A 14,602-nucleotide genomic window follows, 5' to 3' on the forward strand; every position below is an offset into this window, starting at 1 on the left:
TTACGTCAGCCTCCCAACGATTGATAAAGATTACGATAGCTAGCAATAAAATCCTGATGCTTATAAAAACGCTGAACACGCTCGAATGCATTGCGTCCCATCTGTTCACGCAGCTTTTGGTTTTTGCACAATTCTATAACTCCGTTTGCGAGCTGCTCGTAGTGCATAACCGGCGCGACTAAACCTGCAGGACCAATACCGTCGTCCATTCCGTTGATCAGTTCCTTGCAGCTGCCGACATTCGTCGTTACGAACGGCTTTGCGCAGGCCATCCCTTCCAGAATGGCGAGTGGCTGCCCTTCACTAATGCTCGTTAGCATAAGAATGTCCATTTGGCCAATATAGTCCTTGATTTGCACTTCGCCTGTGAAAATAATGTCCTTAATTTCCATGGCTTCTACCATCTGCATGCATTCCTGATAGTACTGCTCGTCCTCTTCAATCGGACCCATGATGTACATCTCCGCATTTGGGACCTCATGCTTAATCAATGCGAAGCTTTGGATCATCGTCTTAATATCTTTTATAGGCACAACGCGGACAATCGCTCCGATTCGAAGTTTGCCATCCTGCGGAGCCGTTATTAAATTTACATAGTTGTCGATATTTACGCCGTTGGGGATAATGCTTATTTTGGATTCGTCGCACCCAACCTCTATTTCAATTTCCTTGTTGCGGCTGAACAATGTGATGACTTGATCCGCTGCTTCATAGACACAGGTTGAAAGGTTATAGAAATACTCGATCCACAAATCTTTGAAATAACCTTTCACCCAATCTGCCTTAATGATTTCTTCTTCCCGCTCACGCGAGTAAATGCCGTGCTCCGTCAGCAGCAATGGTTTTTTATGCAAGTGCTTAGCCAGCGCGCCTACCACGCCTGCATATCCTGTGGATACGCTATGGTAAACGTCCGCCTTCGGTATTTCATGCCGTATCGTCAAGAACAACGGCAGAATCATCGAGCGCACCGTCCAAAACATTTCCGTAAAGGGCACCAGGCTATATTTATTCCGGCCGAGCTGCTCCAAAATATCAAAGTAATCCTTGCTTGATAAGAAATCAGCCGCTCTGCGGAACTTGCTGGTTCGAAGCAAATCAAAAATATTGCTCCAATTTACCGTTCCTTCCCCGCTCAGAAGGGCCATTATATCCTTTTGCTGGTCATTCGTCAGCTTAAAACGATGGCCCCACTCGCCTTCCTCGAATAAATACGCATCCAGGAACATTTCCTTCACTTCAACGATATTGCTTGGCAGTTTATATTTATATTGACCCTTTTGCTTGGTCTGTGCCCCAATCGCGTAAATCACAAACTCATGCTCCGGCATTTGCGTAATGATACTATGAATCCAGCTTGACACCCCGCCGGTAATATACGGATACGATCCTTCAGCAATTATACATATTCTCATGTGATTACCCACCTAATTCGATCGTGAATTTAGAATCATATACTTCGACAAGGAACGTATTCGTATCTATTTTTTGGACAGAGCAATTCACTTGTTTGCCGATTTTTTTATCGGAGCGTAAAACATAATAAAGATTTGAACGGTAGTTGGATACTTCGCCTTTGATGCTATTTCCGCTTTCCGTAAGCTTCAGCTGCGAGGTCAAGGCAACTCCCATATCTAGCGCCGCCTCGGTCGAAGCCATTGGACGGACCCATGGATATGTCTTTTTCAGCCGTTCGACTTTTTCCGAGAAGCCGTCATAAAGCTTTTCCCAGGTTTGGTTTTTACTTCGCGCGCCGCTTAAAACATCATCCGGATGAATAAAATGAGAGAAGATTCCTAACCCGGTCATGGCGTTCGCTTCCGCCCAGCGTTCAAAGGTATCTTCAAAATAACCCGAGGTGACACGAGGCATCTCAATAATGCCATCTTTGGCAATCTCATATTCCTGTACATAGGCCATTCCTGATGCATCCTCACCGTATAAAGACGAAATAACCGTCAAGTTCGGCCATGCTTTTTTCAATCCTTCTCTCCCTACCTCATCCAGCACATTAGAAGGCGGGACGTAGGACATAACGGAATACTTAGGAAAAGCCTGGGCTGAAAACTTCAAAACTTCTTTAATGGATTCTGCCATAATATCGGAGTTCTTCCATACGTTATAACCAAAACTTTTGGATACTTCCTCATCTACAACCAAAGATTGATGATTGTAGCCGTGAATTCCGATTTCACCGCCGCTCTTAATGACCTCGCGCCCGTATGAAATCAGCCCGTAGCGGTCTTCGTCAATCGGATATTCGAATGGCGGCAGCACCTCGTCGTGGTAGGATTGAATAATTACCGCCGTATATTTAATCGCGTATTTTTTCGCAGCCTTAAGCATATCCGGCCACCAGATATCCTGGTAAAAGCTCGGCGTATCCCGTTGATATTCTCTGTAGATAGCCGGAATGACTTCTTTTGAAATCGGGGCTGGAAAGTCGTCGATAAAAAATATTTTCGAATTAAAAACCGGATAAATAAAATTCGGCTCAAGCAAGCTTAAAGCTCCGGCAAAAAAACCACGGTTGATTTTTTCTTGCAGCATGGAGCCGTTAAACATCATGAACGCTCCTTTGCCGTATCCCCGTTTCCAAAGAAGCGGATTGCCGTCTGCTGATTCGGCGAGCAGCTCTGACTGATCATCTAACTCAATACTAATGGAGGAATTGCTCATAAATTCATCGTCTATGTGAAGGTTTTTTTCCCCGATCAATACATTGGAGAGAAGCTCGATTCCAATCGTTTCATGCGGTTGGCCAAATGACGAAATGCCAAATTTCCGATAGAGCACTTGAAAATTGGTATCTATGGTTAAGGAGCTCATAAATATCATATAGCCGCCATTAAATACGTAATCATCAATGAGTTTGATCTTTCCTAACTTATTCAAGTTATCCGTTGCAACGATAACTACACCACAGCTGTCTACATTTAGATTTTGCTCTGCTAAATTAATTTCAGCAGCTTTCTTCTGCATGTATTGTAACGTTCGGGAAGCATTTTTTTTGAGCGCGACACTATAATCCTCGGTTGATTCATACACAACACAATAATTCGTGCCTGTAAGTTCTTGAGCAGGATGATCCTTTATATTTGCAAACAGCTCCTCGCGTTGCTCCAATAAATTGGTATTATGCTTAAACTGTAGGATATATTGGGAACGCGCGATCTGAATTACAACTCCAAACGCCAAGACTACCAGCAAAATGATGTATATTTTTCTCGAGAAGTTTAACTCGTTCTTCATGTCATGCCCCTTCCGACCAAAACCTTACCATGGTGAGGGCCCGGTTCGAGAGCCTCAACGGTGACTTTTTTAGTGTTTCTATCGTTGTGTGCAGCTTATCCACCGATTTTGTCATAAAATACAGCTGAACCAAGCTAAGATAGGCATCCTCGCTGTGGGGATATCTCTCGATGTACGCATGGCAGGTCTCTTCGCTTGCAATAAATTGACCCAGCTCCATCTCCGCATTCAGCTTCTCAGCAAACGCGGATTCCACATCCTCCGAATTGGAAATTAGCTGTTCTAAAACTGCAACGTACGTGTATTTATATTTCCGAGAAGTACGTTCATCCAAAAATCCGCTGCGCATAAAGCCTTTCAGCACTTCTGCATATGCACGCAGCAGATGCTCGTCCGTTTTGTTTTGCTCATACTGTACAGAAAGCTCCTGAATCGATATCGAGAGCTTCCTTTTCGCCTCCATAATCGCACTAACGGCATAATGGGAGGTTTCCGTATCTTCATTGCTAACGGCCGTTTGCAAAACCTCGAGATAATTAATGGAATCCTGCTTCAGAACATCGATCATGACTCTGCGCCTTGCAGAATGTTCGCTGACAATGAGCGCATCCTCGATAGAAATGATGTTTAATTCTTTTTCTACTTCCATCTTCTTGTGAATGCCTATGTTGCTTACAGACATCTCTTCCTGCTGCTTTACGATATATTCGTCCAGCTTCTCGCCGGCATGGTTAAACCAACGTCTCGGCCAAAACACAGGCAATAGCCACCCGATTACTGGAAGCAGCGTAACAATGATCATCCTAAGCAGCCATTCCCGCATAGATTTACGGTGGATTAGAAATAAGCCGAATGCCGACAGCAGCACGTATATTCCGTATAATAACCCAATCATATTAGAGCTCCCCTTCGACAACTCTCATGCTGATTTCTTGTTGCGCAAAACGAGATAGGACAAAGTTAGCATCTTCTGCCGCCGAGTTGGAAAGGATTACGACAACTTGTCCTTCTTTTACCGAACCGATATAATCTGTCTCGCGCAGCATGCTTGCAACCTTTTCCGAATATTGCTTCAAGGACATTTGGCCAAGCTCGCCTTCCAGTAACAGATAAGGTGTATTGTGCATGCTTTTTGCCTGTTTCTTGCTTGACAGGATTTCTTCGAAAGCCTCTTTTCGCAATACAGAGGTACCCTCGATAAACCTGCGGCTTTCCGTTGCATCGAGATACGCAAGCGCGCGCGACAGAGCAGAAGAAACCAGATCAGAGGTAACTTTAAACAAGTTCTGATAATAGAGCGAAAACTTATCGATAGACATGCCTTCTATGGAAATAAATGCCGCAATCGTTCCGTCATGATAGATCGGCACGCTCATCAGCGGCGCATGGCTATTAAGCTCTTTATTTACAAATACCTTGCCGTCTGCCAACATTTTCTGTATGTAGGCATGATCTTCAAGGCGCAATGACTTGCTTACTGCCGCCCCCGAATCATTCGTATTCGCGACAAGGCGCATAAACGAGCGGTTCGGACTGACCGTATAAATGGATACGGTTTGCACGCCCATAATCGATTTGACAACGTTGACCGTTGCCATAAACACCTTCTCAAGCTCCAAGCTCTCCAGCTCTTTCGTAATCGAGTGGATTTTCCCGAAGCTATCACCGCTGTTCAAAATTCGGTGCTGCAATTCGTCCTTCACTTCGCGAACCTCAGTATACACGCCGTTCAAAAACTCGTATCTATTTTCAAGTTCCACGATTTTTTGCTCTTTGGCTTGAATAATGCCGTTCTTCCGTTCCACCGAGTAACCAACGACGAGTCCGATAAACAAATAAATGGCCATCTGGAAAAAGAAGTCCGTATCGTACATCAAAGATACAATTTCATGACCGTCATCAAGCTTTTTGAATAGAAATAACCCGATGGATAATACAACCGCTAGAATAGATTGACGATTACCATAGATAATACCAATAATCGTAATGTAAAATAATTCAACATCAATCAGCCCGTATGCACTGCTTTGTTGGCTGAGCACGATCCAAGCCGTTAGAGCAAAGGCCAGCAAGTTCTCGAAATAAGGCTGAATGCTCTTAAGCCACTGCCGCTTGGATGATGTCTCCTCCACTGCGCTAACTGCGACTTCGCGCTTTGCCTGATTCGATTTGAACCACGCAAAGGTACGCTTCAAACCTTCGTTCGTATCATACATCGGAACCCAGTCCAGCTCGTTTTTAATTTTCTCGTTGCTCAAAGTTGACCGTTGGATATCTCCATCCCTGCGGTCCGTGTGATGAACCTCTTTCACATCGTGAAGCTCCTTCAACACATCAACCAAGGAGTTAACGCTGCGTTCCGTATTCGTCGATAAATTATAAATGCCTGACAGACTAGCATAGGAAGCGCGGTAGATCGCATCCGCTACATCCTCCACATAGATAAAGTCTCTCGTCTGTTCGCCATCGCCATGAATAAACACGGGCAGCTCCGAAATGATCCGATCCATAAATATAGAGACTACGCCGCCTTCGCCCACGCTGCCCTGACGCGGTCCGTACACATTGGAAAACCTAAAACACACCGTTTCTAAATCATAAAGCTGTTCCCATTTCAAACAGTAGGATTCGCCAACCCATTTGCTAATGCCGTAAGGCGAGATGGGGTTACAATGATCCGTTTCTACTAGCGGCAATTTATCATTCATGCCATAAACCGCAGCCGATGAAGCGAAAATGAATTTTTTAACCTTATATTTTTGAGAAAGTGTAAGCATATTGACCAAACCCAGCACATTCGACTCGGTATCCAGTCTTGGATTGCTCACGGAGTCGGCAACGCTGACCTGAGCAGCCAAATGAATAACCGCGTCAAAGCGGTTAGAACGGAATATTTCCTCGCATTTTGGATCCTCAACAGATAGTTGATACCCTTTATGCTTAAAAGTAACGTTTTCTTTTCTGCCGGTTAATAAATTATCTATTATGAATACTTCATATCCTTCTTTATGAAACCTATCGGCAACATGAGATCCGATAAATCCATAGCCTCCTGAAATAAGTACTTTCACGACTCCACCCCGTCTTTATAATATGGATATTCATTACAATAAAAAACTTTATGCTCTAACCGGCTTATCATTTTTGAAAGGCAAGGGCGTCATATTACAAGCGGGGAAATGATCCTATGCAGCTTTAAGAATAGATGTGGCAAAGAGATAAAGTTTTGTTATTTCGACTATTAATTGTATGTAAATGTCGAATGCTAACTTATGATAACATACGTGATTCGTTTCGACTACGAAATAACAATTTTTATGTAGAATTTTGAGAGATTGCAAAATCCCTTGAAATAAAATCTTTTATATTTCTACAATTTCAAACAAAAACCCTCTATATTCGACAATATTCGGGAGATCACTTCGATCATTTGTCTCCCGATATTCTCGTCTATAGAGGGTTATTAAGACTAGGTCAAAAGAATTATATTTTCCATCTACTCTTTAACAATAGCAAATGACTTCATTACGCCGTCTATAGGAAGCATTGTTTTGGTTGAATCAGCAAGCACCACGCCAATCGAAACGGAACCGTCCACTTTTAGCCCCAGCACATCGAGCGGAATTGCAAACTCTATGATTTCTGTTTTTACGATATATTTCTTAGTTGTTTTCAATGAATCTATTTTTCTCCACGACCAATCGCTTCCCGAGCCCGAGTACGCGTATAAAGTACCATTCTCTAATAGAAACTCTGCACCGCTCTCTGTCAGCTTCGTTGATTGGTAACCTGTTTTTACGCTGCTGTCGGTATTGAAGTAGACCTGAACCTTAACTGATAAATTACTGCCTTGTAGAAGTACATTCAAATTAGAATTCGCATGTACTGCTTTAAGAGATTTAGGATTCGAATCGCCAACTATGAATTCCGAAATTTTGTTCCAATCGGCTGTTTCTCCGTCCACCACAATGGTTGTCTTAATTGGTTCCGGTGTTGGCACCGGTGTTGGTACCGGTGTTGGCACCGGTGTTGGTACCGGTGTTGGCACCGGTGTTGGTACCGGTGTTGGTACTGGTGTTGGTACTGGTGTTGGTACTGGTGTCGGTACTGGTGTCGGTACCGGTGTTGGTACCGGTGTCGGCGCTTGCGTCGGAACTGGCGTAGGAGTTGAAACGTCAGGTTCTGTCCCCGTCCCTACTCCAATCACGGCTAAATCTCTGCCCAGAGGCAGTTTCTCAGCGTTTGAATCATTCCATACGTATCCTGCTGAAACTGGCGACCCTTGTGAAATACCGATATCGGAAAGCGCAATCGACACTTCAATTACCGTATTGGTTTTTACATATTCTTTAGCTTGTAAAAGATTTTTTACTTGTATCCACGACCAGCTCGTGCCGCCGGATCCATTATATTTAAATAGAACGCCATTTTCTAATAAATAATCGGCTCCGCTGTTTGTCCAGTACGGCACTCCAAAACCACTGTCCTTGTTTTCGTCCGTATTAAGAAAAAATTGTCCTTTTTGCTCAAGCAAGCTGCCGTATACATAGAGCATGAGCTTATCCTTAGTCATCAAAGCTTTTAAATGCTGTACGTTGCCGGCTCCCTCGGCCAATAAAGGAATACCTTCCCAATCTGACAGATCGCCATCAACCAGGATAGCAGGAGCTTCAGCTTCAGTCTCTTCTCCTGGAACAATTATAATAGGATCCGAATCTGGAATTTGCGGTTCTTCCACAGGCACAGTCGGCGTTGGCGGCATAAACTCACTAGCTCCAATATCTACGCTCTTGCCTTGGATTCTAAGCTGGCTGCTGAAATCCATTGTTCCATTAAGATCTGGTCGTGATATTCCTCTATCAATAGCAGGGGAAGTATCCTTCAACTTAAATTGACTGTTCTTATCAACTAATAGCGGATCAGAGAAAATAGAATGAACATCGTTTCCTGTTGCTTTTTTATAGGCATCCCAAGTGGAATAGGAACCGCTCTGCCAACTCCAAGGAACAGTGTCAGGCTCGCCCGCGCGGAATAATAAATTGTAGTCGACAATATTACCCGATCCGCTGCTGTTTGATTTATGAACAAAAGTCTTTTTCGGGCTGCTATAAACAATGTTATTCAAGATTGAATTGTTTGTGTTGTTCCATTGCAAGGTAATTTCGCCGTATCCCTGATTTAATGTGTCATTTTCTATCAGCGTATTATTGGAAATGATATTGTCTGCCGCCCCTCCATTCGAGGAACTAGATCCGCCCATAATAATGCCTGCGCCATAATTATGGTGAACAACGTTATTGCGAACTGTAATTTTCCGGGTTAGTTTGCCGAGCTTCTCACTCGCTAATTCAATGCCAAAATCGCTGTTGAATACTATATTCCGTTCAATAATAACTTCTGTGCCGCCATCTACATAGATGCCGCCTGCTGCATGGACTCCCTTATATGCCGGGTTTGTTGAAGAGTTAATGTTATAAACGGTATTGTCCGAAACGATCCCGTTTCGCGCTTGATCAATACACGATGCAGTACATGCCCCATAGAAGCCTGCTATATCAATGCCTATATTATTATTATCATGAACAATGTTGCGAATAACGGAGAAACCATCAATATTACCGCTTAGCGTTACTGACTCGCTGTAGCCCGTTACTAAATGATGAACCTCATTTCCGCTAATCGTGACGTCTTTTATCGCTATGCTTGAGTTTCCATAAACATGAATGCCATGCGCGTTGCCGCTGGCAGCGCTGTTTGAAATATGATGCACGTTGTTATTGAGGATATTGATGCTTTGTCCACCCTCGCGCACACGAATCCCAGCCGGATAATAGGAGCTGCTTGAGGTCGTTAGGTTCCGAACCTCAAACCCATCGACGATAATGTAGCTGGCATTGCTTAAATAAATTAAAGCATTTTTCCCGCTGCCTACACTAAGGCCTGTTCCGTCCAAAATCGGCGTTTCTCCCGGATAAGCCTGGAATGTAATGAAGCCAGCCTCTTGCGAGCCGGAAGTCTTGATCGTTACGAATTCCTTATAAATACCGCCGCGCACATAAACCGTGTCCCCGGCCAGCACCGTACTTGCTGCCTTTTGAATCGTTTTCCATGGCAGTTCCTTCGTACCGGGGTTACTATCGTTACCGGTTGCGGATACGTAATAAACGTAGCCTCCCGATGCTGCTTCAACTCGCGAGCCCGAAACAAACGGAAAGGATTCTACCACTAACATGATGATCATAAATACTAGAAAACAAAGCTTTACGTACTTAAGGCCTGCTACGCGTTGCGTGTGTATCTTCATAATGGAATCAGCATCCTTTCTATCCAATATTCAAAATATTGGTGCAGCAAGCCTTTCATTTTTACTAAATTATAGCAGAATTTACTTGTGTGTTCATGAGTAAGATATCACTCTTTTAAACTAATGCGTATACAAAAGATCATTTTTTGTAGAATTATGTATGCAAACTTATTCTCCATGTTATATCCTTGCTCCTTCAAATAGTATAAATATTTATTTATGTTATAAATACGATAGGCTAATTTATGTTTATTAGAGTCGCATAACCGCGAATTTTATAATATTTTGATGAAGAACGAGCTCATATGGTAAAATGTGTCGTAGCCTACACCCTTGCACGGTCAGGCTGAAACGACAATAAACTATTATTCCGCTACATTGGAGCCGCTTATGTTAATAACTAAGGATACCCCTATTTCCCAGTATATTATTTTTGTCGTCATTTCCGGCGTTCTTAGCGTGCTGCTTGCCATATATGCTTACAACAACAAGAAAAAGTTCACAGGCATGAGAGTATTTATGTGGTCGACCATTTTATCCGCCGTTTATACCTTCGCTTTTGCTTTCGAGCTCGCCAGCGAATCGCTTCGCGAGATCCGTTTTTGGTTAAATATCGAATATCTTGGCATGCCTTTCATCTCTCCCTGCAGCTTGCTGCTGGTCATGCATTATGTAGGCATAGAGAAATTCGACAAGTTCAAGAAGTCATGGATCTTTTTTGTCATCCCGGCCATAACGCTGCTGATGGTTTCGACCAATGAATTTCATCACTTGTTCTATAAGCAGCTATTTTTGCATCCAAACGTCGCCACTCCCATGGTTGATGTAGTGCCCGGTCTCTGGTATTACGTTCATGGAAGCTACACCTCCGGATCGATGTTTGCCAGCCTATTTATATTGTGGCGTTATTGGCGAAGGACAAAATCAGTGTACCGCAAGCAAATCATAACGCTCGCTATTGGCATCACGCTCCCTATGCTGGGGGCGCTGGCCTATGTACTCGGTCTTACTCCGCTTGGCATGGACCCTGTGCCGATTCTGATGTGCATCACATCAACCTTATATGTTACATCCATTTTCTCGACATCGCTGCTTACCGTTGCCCCTATTGCGCGGGAACATATTTTCGAGAGCATGCGAGACGGGGTACTAGTGCTAAATCTAGAAAATCAAATCATGGATTTTAACGGAGCGGCAACAAAAATCATTCCGGCGCTCTCACCTAAAGCGATTGGGCAACGGCTGGATCATATCTGGAAACGAGGTGCGGACACCGGGGCGTTCTCATTTGGAATTGACGATACCTTGGACCATGAGCAGGAGCTGAAATGGGTACGGGGCGGAGAAACATCCTATTACCGGATAAGATCCTCTAAGCTTCTTAAGCCGAACGGGCAGCTGGCGGGCAGAACCATCGTAATGATCGATGTAACGGAGCATACGCTTCTCCAAAACAAGCTGCGATATCTCGCTGAAATCGACGGGCTCACAACCATTTATAACCGTACTTTTTTCATGGAAAAAAGCAGGGAGCTGCTGACTGCCGCCCATTTAACAAAGACGCCGCTCTCTTTTATTTTGCTTGATATCGATCATTTCAAACAAATCAATGACCGGTACGGCCATAGCGTAGGAGACTTCGCGCTCCGGCACATCGTCATGATTTGTCAGCAAATTCTTCCTCCTAATGCTCTATTCGGCCGGTATGGCGGCGAGGAATTTGCCATCAGCTTACCGGATATGCCGCTTGAGCAGGCGGGGCAAACCGCTGAACGCCTGCGTGCAGAGATTGCGGGCAATCCGCTTTACAGCGCAGCTAAAGCGATAACCATCACAGCCAGCTTTGGCGTGACGCAAGCGCGAACTGCGGATATACCACTGGAAGCGCTTCTAAGCGAGGCGGATGTCGCTCTTTACCGCTCGAAACATAGCGGACGGAATGCGGTCCATCTATCCAATCAAGGCATTGTACATGCAAATCATTAAATTTAACCATACTAGCATAAAAAGGGTAGGTGGGATAAACGATGCTTAAAGCAGAAAAACTGCGCGATATATTGCGGTATCGACCAAGCCCGCCACAAGTCATGACCTTCGGCTTTATATTCATTATTCTGGTTGGCGCCCAGCTGCTGTCACGGCCAATCTCCTACACGGATGAGGCTTCGGTGACCTATCTCGATGCCTTGTTTATGTCGGCTAGCGCCACCTGCGTGACAGGGCTTACCGTACTGAATACCGGCACGCACTTCTCCACCTTCGGTCAGGTCGTCATTATCGTATTAGCCCAAGTCGGCGGACTGGGATTTATGACGATGGCGACCTTATTTGCTTTGCTGTTCCGCAAACGGATTTCATTCCGTGAGCGGCTTGTGCTGCAGGAATCCATGAACTACGGCTCAACTGAAGGCATCGTGCGCATGATTCGCAAGGTATTGCTTTATGCCCTCGTCATCGAGCTATCCGGCGCGATATTGCTAAGCAGCTACTTCATGCTGGAAATGCCGCTTGGGAAGTCGATTTATTTTGGCATCTTCCATAGCATTTCGTTCTTTAATAACGCCGGCTTTGATTTATTCTCCCAGTTTCCAGAGCGGGCAAGCAGTCTCATTCATTATGTAGAGGATCCGTTCGTAAATATCGTGTCCATGCTGCTTATTTTTTTCGGAGGAATTGGGTTTATCGTGATTTCGGAGCTCGTTACCTATCCAAAAAACCGAAAGTTCAGCCTGCACAGCAAGGTCGTTTTATCGGTTACAGGTGTTCTTACGGTCATTGGAGCCGTTGTTATTTTTGCGCTTGAGTTCTCCAATCCTCAAACGCTGCAGCCTTTGTCGGCTGTCGGTAAAGTGCTAGGCGCTTCGTTTCAATCTGTAACCGCGCGTTCCGCTGGCCTTAGTACGTTAGATCCCGGCATGCTGCGCGAAGTTACGCAGTTTTTTCTTGTCCTTCTTATGTTTATAGGCGCTGGACCAGGCTCCACGGGGGGCGGTATACGGGTGACAACCTTCGCTATTCTGATCGGATCGATCATTGCCATGATCCGCGGGAAAGATGATGTCGTTCTATTTCGTTACCGCATTGCCAAGCAGCAGATTCATCAAGCCATCATGTTCACCATGATCGCATTCTCGATTATTTGCGGAGCGACGATGCTTCTGTCCATAACGGAAACCGGGTCTTTTCTCGCGATATTGTTTGAAGCAACCTCCGCTTACTGTACCGTCGGCATGTCTGCCGGTTTAACGAGCCATTTAAGCGATATCGGCAAAGTCATTATCATATTGCTTATGTTTGTCGGCCGCCTTGGACCGGTCACGCTTGCCTTCGCGCTCAATACGCGTTCGAAGAAAGAGCTTTACCGTTTCCCGGAAGGAAAAATCACGATCGGCTAGCCGCCTATTTGCATCGGCGATCTAACGGGTGATACGATAAAGCAAGACCAGTCAGAAGCCTTATCAAAGGAGCTTTCGTTCTTATGACCGTACATTCCAATATACAAGATGGTAATGCAGCCGAGGCCGTAACGGCCGGAAGCAAGCGCGTATTGATCGTGACGGCTGTGGATGCGGAGCGCGACGCCGTGCTTCGCGGCTTGCAGGGCATACCGGACGTAGATGTCATCGCAGCGGGAGTAGGCGCGGCTGCTGCGGCAGCACGGACCGCGGCTATGCTTGCTCCGTCAGCCATTGCATACCGCTTAGTCATTAGCGCAGGCATTGGCGGCGGGTTTGCTGGACAAGCCGAGATCGGATCGCTTGTCGTCTCAAACCTTATCGTCGCTGCCGATTTAGGAGCAGAGACGCCGGAGGGCTTCCTCAGCTTGGACGAGCTCGGCTTCGGCTCGGCACGCATTCCTGCCAGCGCAGTATGGAGTAACCTGCTGTTCGACGCCATCCATTCTGCCGGCTTACCCGTGTGCAGCGGCCCCATTCTCACGGTAACGACAGCCACTGGCACGGCAGCGACTACCGCTGCTCTTGCTGAGCGCGTTAGCGGCGCCGCTGCCGAAGGCATGGAAGGCCATGGCGTTGCGGTCGCCGCGGCTGGATTTGGCATTCCTGTCACAGAAATACGCGCCATTTCAAACGCGGTTGGACCGCGTGACCGTGCTGCATGGCGTATTGGCGAAGCATTAGTCTCATTAGAAGCAGCAAGTAAAGCCATACGGGAGGTATTCACATGAACATCGCTTTTTCACCCTGTCCGAATGATACATTCGTCTTTCACGCTTGGGCGCATGGCCTAATCGAAGGTGCGCCAGAGCTGGATGTAACGTATGCCGATATCGATATTACGAACAATTGGGCTGCCAAGTCCAAAGGCCCCGAGGTGATGAAAATATCTTATGCGGCATTGCCTTGGGTACTGTCCGATTATAAGCTGCTGCCTTGCGGCGGCGCGCTAGGCCGGGGCTGCGGCCCGCTCGTTTTAACGAAAAACAGAGAAGGCGAAGCGGCTAATCCCGCCTCCCTATCCCGTAAACGCGTAGCCGTTCCGAGCGAACGCTCGACCGCCTATCTCTTGTTCCGCTTGTGGGCAGCCAAGCATGTCCCGGGCGGGGTTGGCGAGATTATCGTAATGCCCTTCCATGAAATTATGCCCGCCGTTCGCGACGGCCAAATCGATGCCGGACTGGTCATCCATGAAGCCCGCTTCACTTATCCCTCTTACGGGCTGAGCATGCTGACTGACCTTGGAAGCTGGTGGGAGTCCGATACCGGTCTGCCGATCCCGCTCGGAGCTATCATTGCGAAGCGCTCGCTGGATACCGATGCGATTACCGGCTGGATTCGCGCATCCGTCAAGCATGCCTGGGCTCACCCGGCGGAGTCCCAATCCTATATTATGATGCATGCGCAGGAGCTCTCACCCGATGTAGCTAAGCAGCATATCGATCTCTACGTCAATGAGTTTACTGCCGATTTGGGCGAAGACGGATACGCGGCGATCACCGCCCTGCTTGGCCGCGCTGCCGAGGAAGGCCTCGTGCCGAGCTTCGACCTGTCGCTGCTGAGATAATTGATAATTCAGAAGGTTCGACGA

The 14,602-nt window shown here is 46.1% G+C and carries 9 protein-coding genes; 4 read left to right on the forward strand and 5 right to left on the reverse strand.

What is annotated here, in order from left to right; translation table 11 throughout:
* Positions 1-5: 5 nt before the first annotated feature.
* The 5 genes from pelF to ACN6MW_RS12930 all read right to left on the reverse strand — a co-directional run bounded on the left by pelF (position 6) and on the right by ACN6MW_RS12930 (position 9,556).
* Positions 6-1,415 carry a GT4 family glycosyltransferase PelF gene (gene pelF / locus ACN6MW_RS12910; RefSeq protein ID WP_419875755.1) on the reverse strand — a complete coding sequence of 470 codons (1,410 nt, stop codon included), beginning with the start codon at positions 1,413-1,415 and terminating at the stop codon, positions 6-8.
* 4 nt (positions 1,416-1,419) lie between these two features.
* Positions 1,420-3,252, reverse strand: coding sequence for a DUF2194 domain-containing protein (locus tag ACN6MW_RS12915; protein ID WP_419875756.1), 1,833 nt, complete (start codon positions 3,250-3,252; stop codon positions 1,420-1,422).
* A 1-nt stretch (position 3,253) separates the two neighbouring features.
* The gene (locus ACN6MW_RS12920; protein ID WP_364152192.1) at positions 3,254-4,147 is read right to left on the reverse strand and encodes a hypothetical protein; all 894 of its coding nucleotides are present in this window, start codon (positions 4,145-4,147) and stop codon (positions 3,254-3,256) included.
* Position 4,148: 1 nt separating this feature from the next.
* Positions 4,149-6,323 (reverse strand): NAD-dependent epimerase/dehydratase family protein, encoded by a 2,175-nt coding sequence (locus ACN6MW_RS12925; protein WP_419875757.1) that lies wholly within the window; start codon positions 6,321-6,323, stop codon positions 4,149-4,151.
* Positions 6,324-6,748: 425 nt separating this feature from the next.
* Positions 6,749-9,556, reverse strand: a complete 2,808-nt coding sequence (locus ACN6MW_RS12930) for a right-handed parallel beta-helix repeat-containing protein (RefSeq protein ID WP_419875758.1) — start codon at positions 9,554-9,556, stop codon at positions 6,749-6,751.
* A gap of 390 nt (positions 9,557-9,946) precedes the next feature.
* On the opposite strand from ACN6MW_RS12930, the gene ACN6MW_RS12935 reads away from it, so the two are divergent.
* From ACN6MW_RS12935 to ACN6MW_RS12950, 4 genes are all read left to right on the forward strand, one after another.
* A complete protein-coding gene (locus ACN6MW_RS12935; protein WP_419875759.1) occupies positions 9,947-11,542 on the forward strand; it encodes a histidine kinase N-terminal 7TM domain-containing protein in 1,596 nt (531 codons plus the stop codon).
* A 41-nt stretch (positions 11,543-11,583) separates the two neighbouring features.
* Entirely contained in the window at positions 11,584-12,951 is a 1,368-nt protein-coding gene (locus tag ACN6MW_RS12940; RefSeq protein WP_419875760.1) for a TrkH family potassium uptake protein, read from the forward strand.
* An 83-nt stretch (positions 12,952-13,034) separates the two neighbouring features.
* Positions 13,035-13,742, forward strand: a complete 708-nt coding sequence (locus ACN6MW_RS12945) for a futalosine hydrolase (protein WP_419875761.1) — start codon at positions 13,035-13,037, stop codon at positions 13,740-13,742.
* Positions 13,739-14,578, forward strand: coding sequence for a 1,4-dihydroxy-6-naphthoate synthase (locus tag ACN6MW_RS12950; protein ID WP_419875762.1), 840 nt, complete (start codon positions 13,739-13,741; stop codon positions 14,576-14,578). Before ACN6MW_RS12945 ends, ACN6MW_RS12950 begins: the two co-directional genes overlap by 4 nt.
* Positions 14,579-14,602 lie beyond the last annotated feature (24 nt).

This window comes from Pristimantibacillus sp. PTI5, assembly GCF_048572955.1.
Taxonomy (GTDB): domain Bacteria; phylum Bacillota; class Bacilli; order Paenibacillales; family Paenibacillaceae; genus Pristimantibacillus.